Origin of the sequence: Sphingomonas sp. HMP6 (assembly GCF_013374095.1) — a bacterium.
GTDB lineage: Bacteria > Pseudomonadota > Alphaproteobacteria > Sphingomonadales > Sphingomonadaceae > Sphingomonas.
In genome coordinates, this window is the sequence record NZ_AP022672.1 from 3,387,944 (window position 1) to 3,409,613 (window position 21,670).

The following is a 21,670-nucleotide window of genomic DNA, read 5'->3' on the forward strand; positions in this document are numbered from 1 at the left end:
CCGGCCCGCGGGACAGGCTTCTCGACTTCGCTCGAAGCGAACGGAAGTTGGACGGCATTCCCACTATTCGACGTCCTCGACCTCGACCGTCTCGCCAGTAACACGCTGCGACAACGCCGCCGCCATGAACGCATCGAGATCGCCGTCGAGCACATCCGACGGGCTCGACGAGGTGACGCCGGTCCGCAGATCCTTCACCATCTGATACGGCTGAAGCACGTAGGAGCGGATCTGGTGGCCCCAGCCGATGTCGGTCTTGCCGGCATTTTCGGCATTGGCGGCGGCTTCACGGATCGCGAGTTCGCGTTCGTACAGGCGCGCGCGCAATTGGTTATACGCTTCGGCCTTGTTCTTGTGCTGGCTGCGCTGGTTCTGGCACTGGACGACGATGCCGGTCGGGATGTGCGTGATGCGCACCGCCGAATCGGTGGTGTTGATGTGCTGCCCACCCGCGCCGCTCGCGCGGTACGTATCGATGCGCAGGTCGCTCTCGTTATAGTCGACCTCGATATTGTCGTCGACGACCGGGTAGACCCAGACGCTGGCGAACGAGGTATGACGACGCGCTGCGCTGTCATACGGGCTGATCCGGACCAGACGGTGGACGCCGCTTTCGGTCTTGGCATAGCCGTAGGCGTTCTCGCCCTTGAGCAGCAGCGTCGCCGATTTAATCCCGGCCTGCTCGCCCGAATGCTGGTCGATCAGTTCGACCTTGAGCCCGTGGCGTTCGCCCCAGCGCGAATACATCCGGCTGAGCATGCCGGCCCAATCCTGGCTCTCGGTCCCGCCGGCACCGGCATTGACCTCGATATAGGTGTCGTTGCCATCGGCCTCGCCCGCGAGCAGCGCCTTGACCTTGTCGGTGTCGGCGCGGCGCGCGAGATCGGCGAGCGCGGCGACACCCTCGGCCTCCATCTCGGTGTCGCCCTCGGCCTCTGCCATTTCGATCAGCTCGGCGGTGTCGTTCAATTCGCTCTCGATCGCGCGTGTCGCGCTGATCGCTTCGTCGAGCCGACGCCGTTCTCGCATCACGACCTGCGCGGCCTTGGGGTCGTTCCACAAGGCCTGGTCCTCGACGCGCGCGTTGAGTTCGTCGAGGCGTCGCAATGCGCGGTCCCAGTCGAGGAACCGGCGGAGCAAGGCGAGCGCGTCCTTGATCGAATCGATATGAGCCTGCGCTTCGGCGCGCATTGGGAACTCCAGACTTTGTTTCTGCTGTCATCCCCCTGAACGCCGGTAGCCCAGCTTCACGAGATGACAGAAATAGGGGTCGAACCGCACCGCTAGTAGATGCCGCCCTCCCTTTGCAAGAAATCGCTGTCGCGGCGCGTTTCCTTCTGCTGCTGCTGCGCCTCTTGCGCGGCGCGTGCCTTGGCAGCCGCCGCGGCAGCCACGGCGGCGGGGTCGGGTACGATCATGTCGCGTCGTACGGCGCGGCGCGGTTCGCTTTCGGGCTTGAAGGCTTCCCAGATGACCGCCGCCTTGGGATCGTCGGTCGGCCATGTGCCGAACACCGGCTTGCCGCTCGCGCGGTCGATCCGGACCATGCGGATGCCCGTCGGTGCGCGGAACGGAACCTTGTCCAAGCCTTCATACGCCTTGACCGCGAACGTCCGGAAGATGGGCGCGGCGATCGTCCCGCCTTGTGCCGCCCCGCCGAGCGAGTGCGGCGTGTCGTACCCGATATACAGGCCGCCGATCATCTGCGGCGTGCCGCCGATGAACCACACGTCGGTCGGCCCGGTGTTGGTGCCGGTCTTGCCGAAGATCGGTCGGTCGAGATCGCGCAGCACGGTCGCGGTGCCGCGCTGGATCACGCCCTCGGCGATATGGACCATCTGATACGCACTCATTGCATCGACGATCTGCTTGCCGCCCGACACCGGTCGCGGCATCGCCTTGCCATTCCAGTCGGGCGCGTTGCAACGGTCGCAGGCGCGCCAGTTCGCCGGGAACACCACCTTGCCGTGCCGATCCTGCACGAAATCGATGAGCGAAGACGGGTGCGACCGCCCCTGATTGGCGAGGATCGCATAGGCGTTGACCATGCGCGACACCGTCGTTTCGCCCGCGCCGAGCGCGAAGGAGAGGTAGGGCGGATATTTGCCGATGCCGATTCGGTCCATAAGCCCGACGACGCGCGGCATCCCCGTGGTCGCAGCGGCGCGGACCGTCATCAGGTTGCGGGATTGCTCCACGCCCCAGCGCATCGTGTGCGAGCCGGAGCCGCCGACATTGCCGAAATTCCGGAAGCATTTTTGACCCAGCCGCGCGCCCTGGAACACGCAGAACGGCCCGTCGACGATGATCGAGGCAGGAGTCATCCCGCCCTCCAGCGCCGCGGCATAGACGATCGGCTTGATCGTCGATCCGGGCTGGCGCAGCGCTTGCGTGGCGCGGTTGAAGGCCTGGATGCGGAAATCGAACCCGCCCTGCATCGCCAGTACCCGGCCCGTCTGCGGCTCCTCGACCACGAACGCGCCCGATATCTTGGGGACCGAGCGCAATACGAACGATTCGCCATCGGGCGCGACGGCGATGATGTCGCCCTCCTTTAGTGCGGCGAATGCGGTTCCGCCGACCCCGCGCACCGGCATTTGTGCGCCCCAGCGCGGCAGGGTGCCGGTGCTGCCATCGGCAAAGCCCAGGTCTGCGCTCTCGCTGCTGCGCGCAACGACGATTGCGGCGCGCCAATCGGCGTAATCGAGACCGATATTGGTGTTGAGCAAGGCGCTTTGCCATGCCGTCCCGGTGAACTCGACATGACCCATCGGACCGGACCAGCCGCGCCCGCTGTCGAAGCGGAGCAATCCCTCGCGCAGCGCGGTCTGCGCATAGTCCTGAATCTTGTTGTCGAGCGAGGTGCGCACCCACAGCCCGCCCGAATAGACGCTGTACGGCCCGGCGCGCTGATCCTCCCCGAATTTATCGAGCAACTGGCGGCGGACTTCCTCGACGAAATAGCCGCTCCCGGCGGTTTCGGTCTTGGGCGTTTGGCGCGGCACGGTGCCGAGCGGCTCGGCGCGCGCGGCATCATGCTGGGCCTGGGTGATGAAGCCGTTCTTGAGCATCTCGCGCAGCACATAGGCGCGGCGATCAAGCGCGCGCTGCGTGTGGCGGACGGGATCGTAATTGGACGGGCCTTTCGGCAGGATCGCCAGATACGCCATTTGCGCGAGATCGAGCTGGTTCAGATCTTTGCCGAAATAGGCATAGCTTGCCGCCTCGACCCCGAAGGCGTTGCGGCCAAGCGCGATCTGGTTGAGGTACAATTCCAGGATCTGCTGCTTGGTCAGCGTATCCTCGATCCGGTAGGCGAGGATCGCTTCCTTGATCTTGCGCGTGTAGCTGGTCGCATTGCCGATCAGCAGGTTCTTCGCCACCTGCTGCGTTATGGTCGATGCGCCGACCGCACGGCGTTTGGTCGTCAGATTGTTGAACGCGGCATTGGCGATGCCGAGATAATCGACGCCGTGATGTTCGAAGAAGGTCTTGTCTTCCGCCGCCAGAAAGGCACGGACGAGGAGCGGCGGATATTCGTCATAGCTGAGTTCCACGCGGCGTTCGCGTGCGTAGCTATGAATCGGCGTGCCATCGATGCCGCGCACGTTGGTCGGCAATGGCGGTTCATAGGTGCGTAGCGTATCGACCGAGGGCAGACCGGCGGCGAACAGGAACCAGAAGAGTGCAGCGCCGATCGCCGCCAGCACGCCGATCGCCGCCAGCGCCTTGACCCACCAACGCCCCCAACTCCGTGCGACGAAGCCGCGAAAGCCGCCCATCTCACGGCGAATCCGGAATTTCACGGTTGTATCGTCGGGCGCGGCCATAGGATGTGAGGCTCTAGCAACTTTCGCGCGCGTTGCCAGCGGCTGTTCGTTCTACGCCACGGATGTGCCGCGCGATCCCGCACGGTCGGGAAACTTAGCTATTGGATGCCATGCGCCGCGCGAAATGCACCTCCACAGCGCGTTCGATGCTCTGCGCGATTTTGCGACGTCCGTCCGCGCTGTCGATGAAATCGGCATCGCGCGGATTGGAGATATAGCCGGTCTCGAACAGGATCGAGGGCATGTCGGGCGCTTTGAGCACCATCAGCGATGCCATGCGGTGGAAGTTCGGCTTGACCGGAATCAGCGGCTGCGCCTCGCGACCGAGCAGGCGCGCGAAGCTTGCCGAATTGTTCATCGTCTCGCGCTGTGTCAGGTCGATCAGGATTGACGAGATGTCGGCCGAGGTCGCGCCGAGGTTTACGCCGGCGATGATGTCGGCCTTGTTCTCGCGCGCGGCGAGCTTCGCCGATTCCTTGTCGGACGCGACCTCGGACAGGGTGTAGACCGACGCACCCGATGCATTTCCTGATCCGACGCTGTCGCAATGGATCGAGATGAACAGATCGGCGCGCAGCTTTCGCGCAATGCCATAGCGTTCCTGCAAAACCAGAAAGCGATCGTCGTCGCGCGTCAACGCCACACGCACCCGGCCCGATTTTAGCAGCTCATCGCGGATCGCCCGGGCAATCTTCAGCGTCAGGTCCTTTTCGCGCCGCCCGTCGAGTGGCGAGATCGCGCCTGGATCGACGCCGCCATGGCCTGCGTCGATCACCACCAGCGGACGGCTGTCATCGTCGCCATAAATCCGCGGCAGCCGTGCATCGCGCGGCGCGGGCGGGATCGGCACCGACACGGCATAGCGTTCAGTCGCCTGCACCAGCCCCATGTTGAACGGCGGCAGGAAGCGCAAACGGCGCTCCCCGGCGGCGCGTGCGAACGTCGCATCATCGACGGTCTGCAATTCCAGCGTCAGTTCGCGTCCGTCGCGGCCGAACACGCCTTCGGTGACAAGCGCCGGCTGCGCGAGATCGAACACCACGCGCGTCCCACCGTCACCGTGCGCCGCTTGGCGCACCTGGGCGACCGCGCCACCGGTCTCCACGTCGCCGCCGGGCTGCGCGCCCGTGATGTCGATGGCGATGCGACGCGGTGCCGCCAGCACGAAGCTCGACGCATCGGCCACCGCGGAATCGAAGCGGATGACGATGCGATCGTGTTTGACATCGATCCGCTCGACCGACGCTGCCCAACCGGGGGCACCGGCGAACCAGCAGGCGAGCAAAGCGAGAACAAACGACACGCCCCTGTAATGCCGCCGGGAAGGTGGGGCGGTAAAGCGAAAAGGACTGCGACGAGGGGCGGCGGCGGTGCTCATCCTTTCGGATTAGGTAACTGTCTCCCAAGGGCGCGTTGCCGGTTGCGGTTAATTTGCCGCTAGGCATGGAATTGCCGGTCGGCGGCAAAAACGTGCCGGTTGCTGCGTCGGCAATGCGGTGCTACGTAATAAACGGTGTCCGTTCACCGCCTTGTTTCGGCGACGTTTCGGTCTCTCTCTCGGCCGCCTCAGAGTTTCTAGGGTGCGGCTCATCCAGGTTGACGTTCGCATGATGCATGTATCCCGCCCTTCGCTCCGACCGGTTTCGACCGGCGGGTGCGCGAGCGTGGCGGTAACCCGAAGCCGGAAGGCTGGGCGTGCAAAGCGAGCAGAGGCAATTTTTGTAAAACCCCGCGTGTCCGGACCCGGCGACTCTTTCGCCGTAGCGGACGCGCTCATCAATCACGCGCGGCCGGCGTCTTCACGCCCAGTGCATGCAGGCTCTGTGCCGCGCGACCGGAGAACAGTACATGACAATGCGTATGCTGATCGACGCACGGCACCGGGAGGAAACCCGGGTCGCGGTCGTCAAAGGGAATCGAATCGAAGAGTTTGATTTCGAATCTGCCGAGCGGAAACAGCTCAAGGGAAATATCTATCTTGCCAAGGTGACCCGGGTCGAACCGTCGTTGCAGGCGGCGTTCATCGATTACGGCGGCAATCGCCACGGGTTCCTGGCGTTCAGCGAAATCCACCCCGATTATTATCAGATTCCGAAGGAAGATCGCGACGCGTTGTTGCGCGAAGAGGCCGAACATGCCGCCGAGGAAGCCGCCCTGCGCGCGCAGCAGGATGCCGAGGACGAACTGCACGGCGACGATCAGGACGATGACGGCTTCGAAGGCGATTCAGACGGCGACGACGTCACGATCGAGCATGACGACGGCGATTCCGAGTCGGAGACCGAAATCGTATCCGAAGGCGAGAGCCGGGGCGGGCGTGGCCGTGGCCGCCGCAAGCGCAGCGCATCGGACGATGCCGCCGACGATCTGCGCGAACGCCGCACCAATCTGCGCCACCGTTACAAGATCCAGGACGTCATTCGCCGCCGCCAGGTGCTGCTCGTCCAAGTCGTAAAGGAAGAGCGCGGCAACAAGGGCGCGGCGCTGACCACCTATCTGTCGCTCGCCGGGCGCTATTGCGTGTTGATGCCCAACACGTCGCATGGCGGCGGGATCAGCCGCAAGATTTCGAACGCGGGCGACCGCAAGCGTTTGAAGTCGATCATGGCCGACATGAAGCTGCCCCCGTCGATGGGTTGCATCGTGCGCACCGCCGGGCTGCAACGCACCCGCGTCGAGATCAAGCGCGACTTCGATTATCTGGCGCGACTGTGGGACGGGATTCGCGAGACGACGCTGTCGTCCTCCGCCCCGGCGCTGGTGTATGGCGACAGCGACCTGATGAAGCGCGCGATCCGCGATATCTATAACAAGGACATCGACGAGGTGATCGTCGAGGGCGAGGAGGGGTATCGCCACGCCAAGGAGTTCATGAAGCTCCTGATGCCCAGTCATGCGCGCAAGGTGAAGCATTACAGCGATCCGGTCCCGCTGTTCCAGCGCGCCGGGGTCGAGGAGCAATTGTCCGCGATGTACCACCCGTTGGTGCAGTTGAAGTCGGGCGGCTACCTCGTCATCAACCCGACCGAGGCGTTGGTGTCGATCGACATCAACTCGGGCCGTTCGACGCGCGAACATTCGATCGAGCAGACCGCGACCGCGACGAATCTGGAGGCTGCGGCCGAAATCGCACGCCAGTTGCGCTTGCGCGACATGGCCGGGCTCGTCGTGATCGATTTCATCGACATGGATAACAGCTCGAACAACCGCAAGGTTGAGAAGGCGATGAAGGAGGCGCTGAAGAACGATCGTGCGCGCATCCAGATCGGTCGCATTTCGTCCTTCGGGCTGATGGAGATGAGCCGCCAGCGGCTGCGCACCGGCGTGCTCGAAGCGTCGACGCGTCCGTGCCCGCATTGTGAGGGGTCGGGCTTCGTCCGCACCGCATCGTCGTCGGGCCTGTCGGCGCTGCGCTTGCTCGAAGACGAAGCCGCGCAGGGTCGCGGGTCGCAGCTGTTGCTGCGCGCGAGCCAGGAAGCCGCCTTCTATCTGCTCAACCGCAAGCGTGCGGAACTGGCAGAGATCGAGGAACGCTATGGCGTGATGATCGAAGTCGCGCCCGACGGCGAGCAGGAAGGCGCGCGCATGTCGGTCGAGGTCGGCGGTCCGCCGCCCGCCTATCGTCCGCGTTTCGAAGCTGCGATCGAGGAAATCGAGGAAGAGTTCGTCGAAGAGGAAATCGAAGACGAAATCGAGGAAGAGGAAGTCGAGCAGCCGCGCGCACCCCGCGAACCGCGCAGTGACCGGCCTGAGCGCGCAGCCGCGGGGGACGATGAGGGTGGCTCGCGTCGCCGTCGCCGTCGTCGCGGACGCCGCGGTCGTGCGCGCCCCGAGGGCGAAGGGGCCGAGGGCGAGCAAATCGTCGGCGATCAGGTTGAGGGCGAAGAGCTTGAGACCGTCGACGGTGCCGAGCTGGAAGAGGGTGCCGAGGCTCCCATCGCAGCATCCGAAGAGGGTGAAGGCGGCGAGGGCGGTCGTCGCCGGCGTGGTCGTCGCGGTCGTCGTGGCGGCCGTCGCAATGAAGGCGAGCAAGCTTCAGACGAGCAGACTGCCGATGCCGCTGCCGATGCACCGATCGACGAGACCGTCGCTGCGGTAAGCGAAGCGCCGGTCGAGGTTGAAGCCGAAGTCGAAGCCGAGCCCGAGGCGGAGGCGCCCAAAAAGGGTCGCCGTCGCCCGCGTGCCCGGGACGCCGAGCCAAAGGCTGCGCCGAAGAAAGCGGCTCCGGCTGTGAAGGCAGAGGCTGAAGCACCGCCAGCGGCCGAGGTGGAAGTTGGGACCAAGCCCAAGCGCAGCCGTCGCAAGGCCAAGCCCGCGGAGGCCGACGCGGCTCCCGTCGAAGCCGAAGCTGAAGCTGAAGCTGAGACGAGCAGCGCGATGATGGATGTGCCGGTTTCGGAAGAGCCTGCCCCCAAGCCAAAGCGGAGCCGCAAGCCTAAGGCGACCGGCGCAGAGGTAGTCGCACCGGTCGAGGCCGAAGCTGAATCCGAAGCGGGGGCTCCGGCGATCCCGCTCGCAGTCGAAGTCGCGACGGCGGAGCCGAGCGCGCCGGACGCGCCGGAAGCCGGCGCGACGAGCGGCGAGATCGATCCCGATCCGGGCGAAGCCGGCAGCCCGCGTCGCGGCTGGTGGCAGCGCACCTTCGGGGCGTGATGCGAACATCCCCTCCCACCCCGCGGTGGGAGGGGATTTTTCTTGGAGCTTCACTCACCGTTCAGCCGCGCTGCCGCACCGCACGCACGATTGCTCCAACGGGAAAATTCGGCGATATGTCGGCCATGAAGCGCCTCTTCGCGGGACTCGCGGCCTCTCTCCTCGTTTGGGCGCAGCCCGCTGTCGCCCAGTCGATCCTGCGCGATGCCGAGACCGAGGCGATGTTCAACGACATGTCCCGCCCGCTGATTCTGGCGGCCGGCTTGTCGCCCAACAATGTCCGCATCGTGTTGATCAACGATGATTCGATCAACGCGTTCACCGCCGGCGGACAAACCGTCTATGTCCATTCGGGCCTGATCCAGGCGGCGGACAACGCCAATCAGGTGCAGGGCGTCATCGCGCACGAACTCGGCCACGTCGCCGATGGCCATGTCATTCTGATGGATGCCGGGGCCAAGCCTGCGCTCGGGATTCAGATCCTCAGCATGGTTTTGGGCGTCGCGGCGATCGCGGCGGGCTCGCCCGAGGCCGGGGCCGGAATTCTCTCGGCTGGGACGACGGCAGCGCAGGGGAAATTCCTCGCGTACAGCCGCGTTCAGGAATCCACCGCGGATGCGACTGGGCTGAAATTTCTGCGCGAGGCGGGGATTACCGGCAAGGGCATGCTGACCTTCTTCAAGAAGCTCCAGAATCAGGAATATGCGTACGGGCTGAAGAACATCGACCCGTTTGCGCAGAGCCATCCTTTGTCGGGCGAACGCATCGTCACACTCGCTGCCGACGTGATCGCCTCGCCATCGTACAACGCCAAACCGGACCAGGCACTGGAGGAACGCTTCAAGCGTGTGAAAGCCAAGCTGCTCGGCTATGTCGCCGATCCGAAGACTACGCTCAACGTCTATCCCGAGGAGGATCAGAGCGTCTACGCGCACTACGCTCGCGCGTATGCGTGGCATAAGTCTGGCTATCCCGAAAAGGCCGATACCGAGTCCGCTGCCTTGCTGAAAGGCGCGCCGCACGACCCGTATTTCCTCGAAATCCAGGGGCAGATCCTGCTCGAAGCGGGGAAACCCCGCCAAGCGCTCGCTCCATTGCGCGAGGCGACCGAGCTGTCGCGCAGCTCCCCGTTGATTGCGACGACCTTTGGCCATGCGCTGATCGCGACCGAGGACAAGGCCAACTATCCCGAAGCGATCAAGGTGCTGCGTCAGGCGGTCGCGCGCGACGATGACAATCCCTTCGCCTGGTATCAGCTCGGCACCGTGTATGAGGCGTCGGGAGATCAGCCGCGTGCATTGCTTGCCTCGGCTGAGCAAGCCAGCTTGACCGGGGATTTGCGCAACGCCGCATACCGCGCGCGGGGCGCCTTGCAGGGCCTGCCTGCCAACAGTGTCGACTGGATCCGCGCGCAGGACATCGCGCTGGCCGCGCAGAACGAGATGGACGACGATCCCAAGACCTATAAGAAGCGCCGATGAGCCGTGTTATTCTTGCAGGAGTTGCCGTGTTGGGCGTTATTTTGGGGGCGATCGGATTGCTCTCGGTTCAGGCCTTCGCGCCACCGCGCGTCGATGTGGCGGACCGCGCCCGGATCGAAAGCGTCGTCCGCGACTACATCCTCGCCCATCCCGAAATCCTGCCCGAAGCGATGCAAAAGCTGCAGGAGCGCGAAACCGCCGATCGCGGCAACCGCGCCGCTATGGCCGCCGTGCAGAACCGCAAGGCGATCGAAACCCCGTTCGGCAGCGCCTGGGCCGGTAACCCCGCCGCAGACGTCACGCTGGTCGAATATTTCGACTATAATTGCGGCTATTGCCGCGCCAGCTTGCCGGCGGTCGCGGCCTTGCTGAAAAGCGATCGAAAGGTGCGGATCGTCTACCGGGAATTCCCGATTCTCGCGCAATCGAGCGTTGATGCCGCCAAGATGAGCCTCGCCGCGGCCGCACAGGGTAAGTTCCAGGCGTTTCATGATGCCCTTTATGCCGGCGGCCCGGTGACCGCGCAAAGCATCGCCGCCGCCGCGCAAAAGGCCGGGCTGGACGCGGCCCGCGCTGCCGCTTTTGCCCCGCGCGCGCAGGCCGAAATCGCCGCCAATGAAGCGATGGCGCAGAAACTCGGCCTGACCGGGACGCCGAGTTGGGTGATCGGCCGCAAGGTCGTGTCCTCGGCTCTGCCGCTGGAGGAATTGCAAAAGGCTGTCGCGGCGGCGCGGGCGGGGCGCTGAAGGCAGAAGAGGTTCACGCGAAGGCGCGAAGAGAAGGTTAGGGCGCGAAGGCGTTCCCCTTCGGATGATCCTCCTGACTCAGGCGTAGGGTGAAGGCCGTTGGCGCGGCGAAGTAGCCCGCGCGTCAGCGCATCCATTCTTCTCTCTTTGCGGCCTTCCCTTCTCTTCGCGCCTTCGCGTGAACCCCTTCTTTCCCAACCCCCGCTTGTCCCCACCCCCAGCCACCCCCATCTCCCGGCCAGAAACGGGGAATTCATGGACACCATTCTTTCGGTCGCGGGCGTGTCGAAGACATACGCCTCGGGCCACCGCGCGCTGCATCCGGTCGATCTCGACATTCGTCGCGGGGAGATCTTCGCGCTGCTCGGGCCGAATGGTGCGGGCAAGACCACGCTGATCAGCATCATTTGCGGCATCGTCACGCCCACGACCGGCAGCATCACCGTACTCGGCCATGATGCGCTGAGCGATTTCAAAAGCGCGCGTCGTGTGATCGGGCTGGTGCCGCAGGAATTGTCGGTCGACATGTTCGAAACCGTGCTCGCCACGGTGAAGTTCAGTCGCCGCCTGTTCGGCCGATCGGCGCATGACGCGCATATCGAGCAAGTGCTGCGCGATCTGTCGCTGTGGGACAAACGCCATTCCAAAATCATGGAATTGTCAGGGGGCATGAAGCGTCGCGTGCTGATCGCCAAGGCGCTCAGCCACGAACCCGACATCCTGTTCCTGGATGAACCGACCGCAGGCGTCGACGTGGCGTTGCGGCGTGACATGTGGAAGCTCGTCCATCGGCTGCGCGCAGGCGGCACGACGATCATCCTGACGACGCATTACATCGAGGAAGCCGAGGAAATGGCCGACCGGGTCGGGGTGATCGACAAGGGCAAATTGATCCTGGTCGAGGACAAGGCCGCGCTGATGAAGAAGCTGGGCAAGCGCCAGCTGCGCCTCACGCTGTCCGAGCCGCTCGCCGCGGTGCCGCCCGGGCTCGCCGACTGGGATGTGAAATTGGCAGACGGCCAATTGATCTACAGCTTCAATGCCGAGGACGAACATATTCCGGAATTGCTCGCCAAGCTCGGCGCGCTCGGCATCGGCTACCGCGATCTCGAAACGTCGAAATCGAGCTTGGAGGACATCTTTGTCGGCCTGGTCGAGCAGGAGCAGGCGGCATGAGCACCAAAGCCCCCGCAATCAACACCCACGGCATCTGGGCGATCTACCGCTTCGAAATGGCGCGCGCGCTGCGGACGCTGTGGCAGAGCCTCGTCACCCCGGTCATCACCACCTCGCTCTATTTCGTGGTGTTCGGTGGCGCGCTGGGCTCGCAGATCAAGCAAGTGGATGGCGTGCCGTACGGCGCGTTTATCGTGCCAGGCCTGATGATGCTGTCGCTGCTGACACAGAGTATCTCCAATGCGTCAATCGGGATCTACTTTCCCAAATTCACCGGCACGATGTACGAACTGCTGTCGGCGCCGGTTTCGCCGATGGAGCTGGTGGTCGGCTATGTCGGGGCGGCGGCGACCAAGTCGATCATCCTCGGCCTCATCATCCTGGGTACAGCGTCTTTGTTCGTGCCGCTGCATATCGAGCACCCGTTCGCGATGGTCGCGTTCCTGCTGCTGACCAGCGTGACGTTCAGCCTGTTCGGCTTCATCATCGGGGTGTGGGCGAAGAGTTTCGAGCAATTGAACTTCGTGCCCGCGCTGCTGATCACGCCGCTGACCTTTCTCGGCGGCTCCTTCTACCCGATCAGCGTCCTGCCTGAACCGTGGCACACGATCAGCCTTTTCAACCCGGTGGTCTATCTGATCAGCGGTTTCCGCTGGGCGTTTTTCGGGCGGGGGGATGTGCCGGTAGGGATTAGCCTTGGCGTGACGGCGCTGTTTCTGGTCGCGTGCCTCGGCGTGATTTCGTGGATCTTCAAAAGCGGGTGGCGGCTGAAGAATTGACTTTCAGGGGACAATGAACGGGGCTGATGTCTGATTAGCCTTCGCGCCCAAGGCAATGAGATCGTCATTCGGGTTGTTAGTCCGCGCCATTTTCAGTCCGTTCGCTTCCTCGATTCGCTCTTCCCATGCGGGCTGAGACAAAGAAACTTCCCGATCGCGATAGGCATCGGCCCGGACGCGCTTCATTCGTCGCCACATCCAAAACATTGCCGCGAACGGGAAAACGAGAAAAACAAGCGTTTGAAGTAACTGCAAGAAATCACTCATGGCGCTTCCCCTCTATCGCATGACCGGCAGCACAACCTTAGAACCTGAACATACACGCTGCGTCGCCTTGACGAAATCCGCCGGTTTCGCCCGCCCAATGTTCGGCACGAAGGTCTGCGGGTTGCGGTCGATCACCGGGAACCAACTCGACTGGATTTGCACCATCACCCGGTGGCCCTTTTGGAAGACATGGTCGTGGTCGCGGAGTGGCACGTCCCACGTGATGACCTTCCCCGGCACCAGCGCCTTCGGGGCCGTGTCCGATGCCAGGAAGCGCCCGCGGCGTACCTCCATCGCGATCGGCCATTGATAGCCGTTCAGTTGCCGCGGATACGCTCCCAGCGGCGCGTTCCCGTCAAACTTGGCGTAATCCTCGGGCAGGACGTCGATCAGCTTGACGATGAAGTCGCTGTCAGTCCCGCTGGTCGACGCCTGCAACTGCGCGGCGAGCGCGCCCGTCACCGTCAAATCCGCAGTCAGCGGCGCGGAGGTATAGCTCAACACATCGGGCCGATGATCGACGAAGCGCTGATCCGCCGATTCCCACCAGCGCCATTCGGGACGGGGATAGGTGGGCGAGATCGGCCGCTCGCGGTTCGGCACCGGGTTGGCCGGGTCGGAGATGTAATCGCGGCACGCCTCGCCTGACGGCGGCGCATCGAAGCTGAGGGTGCCATCTGCGCGCAAATACAGGCTGGTCGCGGTTGTGCCCTTGGGCGGCCAATTGGCGTAATTCTTCCACACGTTCGATCCCGATTGCAGGATGCGGGCGCGGTAATCGGGCTTGGGGCCAGTGCCGTGCAGCCAATAGCGGAAGAACGGCGTCTGGATCTGCTCGCGGAACTCGACGCCGGTGTCGCGGCCAAGCGGGATGTTGCCAAGCATGTCCATTTTGCCCTGCCAACTGCCATGCGCCCAAGGCCCGGCGACCATCGTGCTGAGATGATCGGGGTCGTTCTGCTGCTGCTTGGCGTAGATTTGCCAGGAGCCCCATGGGTCTTCCTGATCCCAAAAGCCAGCCACGTTGAGTGTCGGCACCGTCGTCTTGCCGAGCGCCTTCTGCCAATTCTGGTCGGTGTAGAAGCTGTCGTGGTTGGGATGGTCGAGCAGGGCCGCCGCCATCGGGATCTTGCCCTTGAAATAGCCTTTGTCGAGGCCTTCGAGCGTGCCGATTTTCAACAGTGATGCGTAAGTATCAACGCTGTCGTACGGAAAATCCTCGAGCGATTCCTTGGTCTGCTGCAGCGAATAGACCCAGTCGGTGACATAGCTCAGCCGCAGTGCGCCGTTCCGGTGGAGATCGTCATTCTGCCAATAATCGATCCACGCCGCTTGCGGGCTGACCGCCTTTAGCGCCGGGTGCGGATTGACCAACGCGACGGCGGCGGCGAAGCCGGGGTAGGACACGCCCCACATGCCGACCTTGCCATTATTCTCGGGCAGGTTTTTGACGAGCCAGTCGATCGAATCATAGGCGTCGGTCGCCTCGTCCACCGCTTTGGGATCGTTCGGGTGGACCGCAGTCGACAGCGTGAAAACCCCGTCCGACCCGAAGCGCCCACGCATCGATTGGAACACGAAGATATAGCCGTCCTCGACCAGGCTCTTCCAGCTACCTGGCGCAGCCGCCGGGGCGGTTTGCGGAATGCCATAGGGCGTGCGCTGGAACAGGATCGGCAGCGGCCCGCTGCGGCCGCGCTGGCGGATGATGACCGTCTCCATCTTCGCGCCGTCGCGCATCGGCACCATCACCTTTTCGAAGGTGAAGGGCGATTGCAGGGCGGGCGCAGGGGGCAGGGATTGCGGGCGGGCCGCGGTTAGGGAGAGGGGAAGGGGGAGGAGGGCAGTGCTTGCTGCCAGAAGTATCGCGAGTCTGCGCATGTCCGCTCCCCTTCGTCACCCCGGCTCTGTGCCGGGGTCCACCGTGCCGCACGGTGGCGAAGGTCGAGTGTGCTGCACGGTGGATGCCGGAACAAGTCCGGCATGACGAAATTTGGGTGAAACCGACCGCGCTTACCCGATCCGGTGTTCGCCCCGCACCCAGCGGACCGTGCCCGACGATGCACGCATCACGACGCTTTCGGTCGTCATGATCTTGCCCTTGCGCTTCACGCCGCCGAGCAGCGATCCGTCGGTGACGCCCGTCGCCGCGAAGATGCAGTCGCCGCGCGCCAGTTCGGTCAAATCATATTGCTTGTCGAGATCGGTCACGCCCCATTTCGCGGCGCGTGCGCGCTCGTCATCGTTGCGGAACAACAAGCGGCCCTTGAACTGCCCACCGACGCAGCGGAGCGCGGCGCACGCCAGCACGCCCTCGGGCGCGCCGCCCTGGCCCATGTAGATGTCGATCGTGGTGTCGGGATTGGTCGTCGCGATCACACCCGCGACATCGCCATCGCCGATCAGCATGATGCCGCAGCCGAGCGCGCGCAGTTCGGCGATGATCTTGCTGTGGCGGGGCCGGTCGAGCACGCAGGCGATGATCTCCGACGGCTTCACACCCTTGGCGGCGGCGAGCGCGGTGACGTTCTCGGTCGGCGATTTGTCGAGATCGATGATGCCCTCAGGGTAGCCCGGGCCGCACGCGATCTTGTCCATGTAAACGTCGGGCGCGTTGAGCAGCCCGCCTTCCTCGGCGATGGCCAGCACCGCGAGCGCATTCGGCCCGGCGGTCGCGCAGATCGTCGTGCCTTCCAACGGATCGAGCGCAATGTCGATCTTCGGACCCTTGCCGATCGCCGAGCCGACCTTTTCGCCGATGAACAGCATCGGGGCCTCGTCGCGCTCGCCCTCGCCGATCACGACGGTGCCGTCCATGTAGAGCTCGTTGAGCGCGGTGCGCATCGCATCGACGGCTGCGGCATCCGCCGCCTTTTCATCACCCCGTCCGGTCAGCGTCGACGCGGCGATCGCCGCCGCCTCGGTCACCCGGACCATTTCGAGCACGAGAACACGGTCGAGCGTTTGCGAGCGGTCGGTGGTCATCGGCAATCCTCTATTGTTTGCTAGCGCGTTAAGCGGAGCGTGTGACGCTGTCGAGACGGCTAAAGCCCAAGAGGGATCAGTCGCGCAGCAACTCGTTGATGCTGGTCTTGCTCCGCGTCTGCGCATCGACGCGCTTGACGATGACCGCGCAGTACAGCGCGGGCATGCCGTCACCACCACCGATGCTGCCGGGCACGACCACCGCATAAGGCGGAACTGCGCCACGAAAGACTTCACCGGTCGCGCGGTCGATGATCTTCGTCGATGCGCCGAGATACACGCCCATCGATAGCACCGCGCCCTCACCGACGCGGACGCCCTCTGCCACTTCGCTGCGCGCACCAATGAACGCGCCGTCGCCGATGATGACCGGATCGGCCTGCAACGGCTCGAGCACGCCGCCGATCCCCGCGCCGCCCGAGATATGGACGTTCGCGCCGATCTGCGCGCAGCTTCCGACCGTCGCCCAGGCGTCGATCATCGAATTTTCGCCGACATAGCCGCCGATGTTGACGAAGCTCGGCATCAAGACCGCGCCCTTCGCGATGAACGCGCCACGCCGGACGATGCTGCCGGGGACGCTACGGAAGCCTGCTGCGCGATAGCGCTGCTCGTCCCAGCCTTCAAACTTGGAGGGCACCTTGTCGAACCAGTTCGATCCGCCGGGGCCGGGGATGATCGCATTGTCGTTAAGCCGGAATGACAGCAGCACGGCTTTCTTCAGCCACTGATTGACGCGCCATCCGCCGGCACCATCAGGCTCGGCGACGCGCGCCGTGCCCGCATCGAGCATGTCGAGCGCGGTATCGACCGCGTCGCGTACCGCGCCTGTGGTGGTGAAGCCCAGTTCCGCGCGGGCGTCCCACGCCGCGTCGATCGTCGTTTGCAAATCGCTCATCATCACCCCCAAATTTCGTGCAGCCATGCGGTCAGATCGTGCGTGACGAAATCGACATAGCTGCGGTCCGCGTCGGTGCTCTGTTCGGAGCCGTTGTCGATCCACACCGTCGTCATGCCAATCGCCTTGGCGGGCGCCAGATTGCGCGCCATATCCTCGACGAACACCGCTTGCGCGGGGTCGAGATCGAACGCCGCGCACAGCCCTGCATAGGCCGATGCCTGCGGCTTTGGGCGCAGATCCATCGCGTGGATGTCGTGTACCGCCTCGAAGCTCGCCCCCAGCCCGAGCCGATCGAGCACGCGACTGGCATAGGGCGTGTCGGCGTTGGTGAAGACGATCTTGCGCCCCGGCAGCCGTGCAATCGCGGCGGCGAGCGGGGCGTTGTGCTCGAGCACGTCCATTTCCACGTCATGCACGAATTCGAGAAAAGCGTGCGGATCGACGTCGTGCTCGGCCATCAACCCGGCGAGTGTCGTGCCATGGCCGTAGAAATAGCCCTTCTGAATGCGCCGTGCCTCGATCAGATCGACCGAGAATTTCTCGGCGATATAGGCGCCCATCTTGATGTCGATTTGGTCGAACAACCGCGCGCTCGCCGGGTAGAGCGTATTGTCGAGATCGAAGATCCAGGTGCGGATATGGGCGAGACGCGGGTTCATCGGGGCAGGCTCTAAGCAGCGGCGGCTGATCGAGCAAGGCACCAACCACCACCGATCGCCTTGCTTTGCCGAAGCGCCATAGCTCGTCCAGCCCGGCAGAGCCCAATCAGGCTTTGGCCGTGCGGCAAAACCGGCAAGGGGTGGCGCGAGCGGCGGATGCTCCCCACATCCTCCCACATGACACGCTATTCCTTGCTCGATCTGGTCCCCGTCGTAGAAGGCGGCACAATCTCGCAAGCGCTCGCAAATGCGGCCGATCTCGCGCACCACGCCGAAAGCCTCGGCTTCGAACGCTATTGGACCGCCGAACATCATGGGATGGCGGGTATCGCCAGCGCGGCCACATCGGTGGTGATCGGCCATGTTGCCGCCGCCACCTCGACGATCCGGGTCGGCGCGGGCGGGATCATGCTGCCCAACCACGCGCCGCTCGCCATCGCCGAACAGTTCGGGACGCTCGACGCGCTCTTCCCGGGGCGGATCGATCTCGGGCTGGGGCGAGCACCGGGATCGGACCAGATCGTCGCGCGGGCGATGCGGCGCAATCTCGACAGCGATGCCAATGCCTTTCCGCAAGATGTGCTCGAGCTGCAAAGCTATTTCGCGGACGATGGTCAGACCGGCATCCGCGCGACGCCCGGGGCGGGCGCAGACGTGTCGCTGTGGATTCTCGGGTCCAGCACGTTTGGCGCGCAATTGGCGGCAATGCTTGGTCTGCCATATGCCTTCGCTTCGCACTTCGCGCCCGATGCACTGATGGCCGCGATCGACATCTACCGACGCACCTTCCGCCCCTCGGCGGCGCTGGCGCAACCGCATGTGATGGCGGGGTTCAACGTCTTCGCCGCCGATAGCGATGCCGAGGCGGAGTTGCTCGCCAGCTCGCAGCAACAGGCGTTCGTGGCGCTGCGCACCGGCAACCCACGTCAATTGCCGCCGCCGGTGGCCGGCTATCGCGAGAGCCTGGGTGCGCACGGCGCGGCGATCCTGGATCACGTCCTATCCTGTTCGGCGGTGGGTGGGCCCGCCAAGGTGGCGCGGGAGATCGCCGCGTTCGTCGCGCGTACCGGGGTGGATGAACTGATGATCGCAAGCTCGATCTACGATCATGCCGCGCGCAAACACAGCCTCACGCTCACGGCGGAGGCGATGCGCGATCGCGCCGTCGCGGCGTAATTCAAAATGGCGCCTTGCGTACCGTCCTAGGTGGCGGTTCACCTGCCGCGATCTTAAACGGGTCGGCTGGCGGTGGACGCGTTCGTCGCGGTCGTGCATGACAGTTTTATCACAAAGCGCGCAGCGACATTCCGATCGTGCCGTGACAGATGGGGTTGAGGCGTGCCGTTTCGCGTTTTTGGATTGGTTTGCGTGATTTTTGGTCATCGCAGGAATGCCGAATCACGGCGCAGCGAGAATGGCAGCGTCTTCGCCACGTGCGCGCGGTGCTCGTCGGAGCTTTACCGCGAGCCGGTACGTGGCAAATGGCGCGCGGCGACCGCTGCCGACCGGCATCCGCGTGGCTTTTCCTTGACCGAGGAACGCGAGCCGGTGGTCCGGCCCAAAAAGCTGAAAAAGAGATCGCGCCGACACTGAGCGGCGGCACTCTTCAGTTCGCGGCGGGAAGCCGAAGCCGCACCAACAACCCGCCCAGATCTTCACTTTCCTCGAGGCTGACCGTGCCTTCGTAGATTTCGGCGACATCGCGCACGATGGCCATGCCAAGGCCGGTGCCGGGCTTGCCCGAATCGAGCCGCACGCCGCGATCGAAAATGCGCAGCCGCTCTTCTTCCGGGATGCCGACCCCGTCATCCTCGATCAGAAATTCGACAAAGCCCGAATGCTTCGCGACGGTGACGAACACGCTGCCACCACCATATTTAGCGGCATTCTCGATCAGATTGCCGAGCATCTCGTCCAGATCCTGGCGTTCGACATGGACTTGCAGGTCGCGCGGCCCGTCGGTGTCGATGCGGACGTGACGATATAGCACGCCGACCGCGCGCTCGACCGATTCGAGGCTCGGCCAGACGTCGGCCCGGCTATGCGCGGAACCACGCCGCCCCACGGCGCGCGCGCGCGCGAGGTGGTGGTCGACCTGTCGCCGCATTGTCCGCGCCTCGCGTACGACGGTTTCGCCGAGATCGTCGGCCTGTGCGGTGGCGGCATTCATGATGACGGTGAGCGGCGTCTTCAGCGCATGCGCGAGGTTGCCGGCGTGGCGGCGCGCTTCCTCGGCTTGACGCTCGTTATGTGCGATCAGGCCGTTCAATTCCTCGACCATCGGCGCGACTTCGATCGGCATCGGCCGCTCGATTTGGCGCGCCTTGCCCGCGCGCATCCGGGCAATCTCCTCGCGCACCTTGCGCAGCGGCCAGAGCCCGTAAAACGTCTGTAGCGCCGCCATCACGATAAGACCGAGCCCGAGCAAGGCGAAGCTGCGCACCAATGTCTTGCGCAGCACCTTGATCTGCGCGTCGAGCCCGCTGCGGCTTTGCGCGACCTGGAAACGCCACCACACCGGCGACCCCGGCAATTTCACGTCGCGTTCGACGACTCGCAACATGCCATCATGCTGGGTTTCGTCCGCCACGGTGTCCGCTGCGGGTTTTTTCGGCGTCTTGTCGACGAACTGATCGCTATCATAGATATGGATTTCACGGTCTCGGTGCGGACTGCCATACGCAAGCTGCCGGTCCCACAACGAGCGGGAGGGATACGGCTCCTGCCCGGGGGCGCTGACTTGATAGTAAAGGCCCGATCCGGGTTCGAGAAAGCGCTGGTCGGCAAGCTCGCGATTGTTGATCACCTCGCCCATCGGCCCGACTTCGGCCGAGGTGATCAGCGAGGTCAGCACATATTCGATCTGGTCGTCGAAATTGCGCGTAACCGCCGTCGTCAGCACCTGATCAAGCGCGAACCCGCCACCGGTGAGCAGCAGCATGATCCAGCCGGCCGCGATCAGGATCATGCGCCGGCTGAGCGAGCCCGTCGTGCGCATCGGAATTGCCGCGCGTGGTTCGATGTCGAGCGCGGGAAGGGGAGCAGCTACCCGTTCGGACGGGTTGGCCTCAGCCACACCGCCCACCCCGTGCCCTGATCAGATCGGGCAGATCAGGCATTCGTATCCTCAAGGCTGTAACCAAGACCACGGATCGTGGTGATGACATCCTGTCCGAGCTTCTTGCGGATGCGCGTCACGAACACTTCGATCGTATTCGAATCGCGGTCGAAATCCTGGTCGTAGATGTGTTCGATCAACTCGGTGCGGCTGACCACCTTGCCCTTGTGGTGGAGCAGATAGCTGAGCAACTTATACTCCTGCGCCGTCATCTTGACCGGCTCGCCCGCCAGCGTGACCTTGCCGCTGCGCGTGTCGAGCCGGACGTCGCCGGCGGTCAGTTCGGCCGAGGCGTTGCCGGCGGCACGGCGGATCAGCGCGCGCAGACGAGCGATCAATTCCTCCGACTGGAACGGCTTGGCGACATAATCGTCCGCCCCGGCATCCAATCCGGCGACCTTGTCGGACCAGCTATCGCGCGCGGTAAGCACCAGCACCGGCGCAGTGCGGCCTTCCTTGCGCCAGCGATCGAGCACCGTCAGCCCGTCGATCTCCGGCAAGCCGAGGTCCAGGATGATCGCGTCATAATTCTCGGTCGAGCCCATGAAATGGCCCTCCTCGCCGTCGGTCGCGAGGTCGATCGCATAACCGGCACCTTCGAGCGTCGCCTTCAATTGCTGGCCGAGATTGGGTTCGTCCTCGACGATCAGAACACGCATGCGATTTTTCCCTTTGGACGGCGCGGGTCAGCGCTCAGTTGCCGGTGCGACCGATGATTTGCCCCGAGCTCCCATCGACCTCGACCCAGATGACGGTTCCATCGCGCAGGAACTTCAGCGTGTAAATCCCGCGATCGGTATCGAAGTCGAAGCCGAGATACTGGCTGCCGCGCATCGTCGGCAACACGCGCCCCTCGATTTCGCGTAAAGGAAGAATGCGGCCCTGCTGCCGCGCGCGAAAGGCCGCGCGCTGATCGCGGTGCTGCAACCCCGCACCGTCGGCGGGCGCTGGGGCAGTCGCGGTGGCCAGTGTGAACAGGATCGGTCCGAGCATTGTCATGGACTTTGCATAGGGACGAGGGCTTGAACAGCCTGTGAACGCCGAAAGGCGGCCATCGGTCGGAGACCGAAGGACT

General features: G+C 64.2%; 18 protein-coding genes. 7 read left to right on the forward strand and 11 right to left on the reverse strand.

Going from position 1 to position 21,670, the window contains the following annotated elements; translation table 11 throughout:
• Positions 1-63: 63 nt before the first annotated feature.
• From prfB to HMP06_RS16635, 3 genes are all read right to left on the reverse strand, one after another.
• Positions 64-1,191 carry a peptide chain release factor 2 gene (gene prfB / locus HMP06_RS16625; protein WP_176498087.1) on the reverse strand — a complete coding sequence of 376 codons (1,128 nt, stop codon included), beginning with the start codon at positions 1,189-1,191 and terminating at the stop codon, positions 64-66.
• A gap of 92 nt (positions 1,192-1,283) precedes the next feature.
• Positions 1,284-3,830, reverse strand: a complete 2,547-nt coding sequence (locus HMP06_RS16630) for a penicillin-binding protein 1A (RefSeq protein WP_176498088.1) — start codon at positions 3,828-3,830, stop codon at positions 1,284-1,286.
• A gap of 94 nt (positions 3,831-3,924) precedes the next feature.
• Entirely contained in the window at positions 3,925-5,133 is a 1,209-nt protein-coding gene (locus HMP06_RS16635) for an N-acetylmuramoyl-L-alanine amidase (RefSeq protein ID WP_176498089.1), read from the reverse strand.
• A gap of 545 nt (positions 5,134-5,678) precedes the next feature.
• On the opposite strand from HMP06_RS16635, the gene HMP06_RS16640 reads away from it, so the two are divergent.
• The 5 genes from HMP06_RS16640 (at position 5,679) to HMP06_RS16660 (ending at position 12,665) form a co-directional block, all read left to right on the forward strand.
• Entirely contained in the window at positions 5,679-8,483 is a 2,805-nt protein-coding gene (locus HMP06_RS16640) for an Rne/Rng family ribonuclease (protein ID WP_232089754.1), read from the forward strand.
• Between the two features lie 125 nt (positions 8,484-8,608).
• Positions 8,609-9,964 carry a M48 family metalloprotease gene (locus tag HMP06_RS16645; RefSeq protein WP_176498090.1) on the forward strand — a complete coding sequence of 452 codons (1,356 nt, stop codon included), beginning with the start codon at positions 8,609-8,611 and terminating at the stop codon, positions 9,962-9,964.
• A complete protein-coding gene (locus HMP06_RS16650) occupies positions 9,961-10,710 on the forward strand; it encodes a DsbA family protein (RefSeq protein ID WP_176498091.1) in 750 nt (249 codons plus the stop codon). Before HMP06_RS16645 ends, HMP06_RS16650 begins: the two co-directional genes overlap by 4 nt.
• 255 nt (positions 10,711-10,965) lie before the next feature.
• Positions 10,966-11,886: an ABC transporter ATP-binding protein gene (locus tag HMP06_RS16655; RefSeq protein ID WP_176498092.1), complete on the forward strand. Its 921-nt coding sequence runs from the start codon at positions 10,966-10,968 to the stop codon at positions 11,884-11,886.
• Positions 11,883-12,665, forward strand: coding sequence for an ABC transporter permease (locus tag HMP06_RS16660; RefSeq protein ID WP_176498093.1), 783 nt, complete (start codon positions 11,883-11,885; stop codon positions 12,663-12,665). Before HMP06_RS16655 ends, HMP06_RS16660 begins: the two co-directional genes overlap by 4 nt.
• 3 nt (positions 12,666-12,668) lie before the next feature.
• Here the strand turns inward: HMP06_RS16660 and HMP06_RS16665 are convergent, their stop codons facing one another.
• The 5 genes from HMP06_RS16665 to HMP06_RS16685 form a co-directional block, all read right to left on the reverse strand.
• Positions 12,669-12,932: a hypothetical protein gene (locus tag HMP06_RS16665; RefSeq protein WP_176498094.1), complete on the reverse strand. Its 264-nt coding sequence runs from the start codon at positions 12,930-12,932 to the stop codon at positions 12,669-12,671.
• A 12-nt stretch (positions 12,933-12,944) separates the two neighbouring features.
• Positions 12,945-14,813 (reverse strand): CocE/NonD family hydrolase, encoded by a 1,869-nt coding sequence (locus HMP06_RS16670; protein WP_176498095.1) that lies wholly within the window; start codon positions 14,811-14,813, stop codon positions 12,945-12,947.
• A 132-nt stretch (positions 14,814-14,945) separates the two neighbouring features.
• Positions 14,946-15,917, reverse strand: a complete 972-nt coding sequence (gene glpX, locus HMP06_RS16675) for a class II fructose-bisphosphatase (protein WP_176498096.1) — start codon at positions 15,915-15,917, stop codon at positions 14,946-14,948.
• A gap of 76 nt (positions 15,918-15,993) precedes the next feature.
• On the reverse strand, positions 15,994-16,815 hold the full coding sequence (gene dapD / locus HMP06_RS16680) for a 2,3,4,5-tetrahydropyridine-2,6-dicarboxylate N-succinyltransferase (RefSeq protein WP_176498611.1): 822 nt from the start codon (positions 16,813-16,815) through the stop codon (positions 15,994-15,996).
• Between the two features lie 2 nt (positions 16,816-16,817).
• A complete protein-coding gene (locus HMP06_RS16685; RefSeq protein WP_176498097.1) occupies positions 16,818-17,477 on the reverse strand; it encodes a pyrimidine 5'-nucleotidase in 660 nt (219 codons plus the stop codon).
• 177 nt (positions 17,478-17,654) lie between these two features.
• On the opposite strand from HMP06_RS16685, the gene HMP06_RS16690 reads away from it, so the two are divergent.
• Positions 17,655-18,653, forward strand: coding sequence for an LLM class flavin-dependent oxidoreductase (locus HMP06_RS16690; RefSeq protein ID WP_176498098.1), 999 nt, complete (start codon positions 17,655-17,657; stop codon positions 18,651-18,653).
• A 162-nt stretch (positions 18,654-18,815) separates the two neighbouring features.
• Entirely contained in the window at positions 18,816-19,070 is a 255-nt protein-coding gene (locus HMP06_RS16695) for a hypothetical protein (RefSeq protein WP_176498099.1), read from the forward strand.
• A 13-nt stretch (positions 19,071-19,083) separates the two neighbouring features.
• Here HMP06_RS16695 and HMP06_RS16700 read toward each other — a convergent pair whose 3' ends face one another.
• From HMP06_RS16700 to HMP06_RS16710, 3 genes are all read right to left on the reverse strand, one after another.
• Entirely contained in the window at positions 19,084-20,475 is a 1,392-nt protein-coding gene (locus HMP06_RS16700; protein ID WP_232089988.1) for a sensor histidine kinase, read from the reverse strand.
• A gap of 113 nt (positions 20,476-20,588) precedes the next feature.
• Complete coding sequence (locus HMP06_RS16705; RefSeq protein ID WP_176498101.1) at positions 20,589-21,254, reverse strand: response regulator transcription factor; 666 nt, start codon at positions 21,252-21,254, stop codon at positions 20,589-20,591.
• Positions 21,255-21,288: 34 nt separating this feature from the next.
• Entirely contained in the window at positions 21,289-21,594 is a 306-nt protein-coding gene (locus HMP06_RS16710) for a hypothetical protein (RefSeq protein ID WP_176498102.1), read from the reverse strand.
• Between the last annotated feature and the right edge of the window lie 76 nt (positions 21,595-21,670).

Excerpts from the sequence above, each read along its gene's own strand:
- HMP06_RS16660 (WP_176498093.1), top strand. The coding sequence starts at position 11,883 with ATGAGCACCAAAGCCCCCGCAATCAACACCCACGGCATCTGGGCGATC.
- HMP06_RS16640 (WP_232089754.1), top strand. The coding sequence starts at position 5,679 with ATGACAATGCGTATGCTGATCGACGCACGGCACCGGGAGGAAACCCGG.
- HMP06_RS16655 (WP_176498092.1), top strand. The coding sequence starts at position 10,966 with ATGGACACCATTCTTTCGGTCGCGGGCGTGTCGAAGACATACGCCTCG.
- glpX (WP_176498096.1), bottom strand. The coding sequence starts at position 15,917 with ATGACCACCGACCGCTCGCAAACGCTCGACCGTGTTCTCGTGCTCGAA.
- dapD (WP_176498611.1), bottom strand. The coding sequence starts at position 16,815 with ATGAGCGATTTGCAAACGACGATCGACGCGGCGTGGGACGCCCGCGCG.
- HMP06_RS16645 (WP_176498090.1), top strand. The coding sequence starts at position 8,609 with ATGAAGCGCCTCTTCGCGGGACTCGCGGCCTCTCTCCTCGTTTGGGCG.
- HMP06_RS16665 (WP_176498094.1), bottom strand. The coding sequence starts at position 12,932 with ATGAGTGATTTCTTGCAGTTACTTCAAACGCTTGTTTTTCTCGTTTTC.
- HMP06_RS16690 (WP_176498098.1), top strand. The coding sequence starts at position 17,655 with ATGACACGCTATTCCTTGCTCGATCTGGTCCCCGTCGTAGAAGGCGGC.
- prfB (WP_176498087.1), bottom strand. The coding sequence starts at position 1,191 with ATGCGCGCCGAAGCGCAGGCTCATATCGATTCGATCAAGGACGCGCTC.
- HMP06_RS16705 (WP_176498101.1), bottom strand. The coding sequence starts at position 21,254 with ATGCGTGTTCTGATCGTCGAGGACGAACCCAATCTCGGCCAGCAATTG.
- HMP06_RS16700 (WP_232089988.1), bottom strand. The coding sequence starts at position 20,475 with ATGCGCACGACGGGCTCGCTCAGCCGGCGCATGATCCTGATCGCGGCC.
- HMP06_RS16710 (WP_176498102.1), bottom strand. The coding sequence starts at position 21,594 with ATGACAATGCTCGGACCGATCCTGTTCACACTGGCCACCGCGACTGCC.
- HMP06_RS16685 (WP_176498097.1), bottom strand. The coding sequence starts at position 17,477 with ATGAACCCGCGTCTCGCCCATATCCGCACCTGGATCTTCGATCTCGAC.
- HMP06_RS16630 (WP_176498088.1), bottom strand. The coding sequence starts at position 3,830 with ATGGCCGCGCCCGACGATACAACCGTGAAATTCCGGATTCGCCGTGAG.
- HMP06_RS16670 (WP_176498095.1), bottom strand. The coding sequence starts at position 14,813 with ATGCGCAGACTCGCGATACTTCTGGCAGCAAGCACTGCCCTCCTCCCC.
- HMP06_RS16650 (WP_176498091.1), top strand. The coding sequence starts at position 9,961 with ATGAGCCGTGTTATTCTTGCAGGAGTTGCCGTGTTGGGCGTTATTTTG.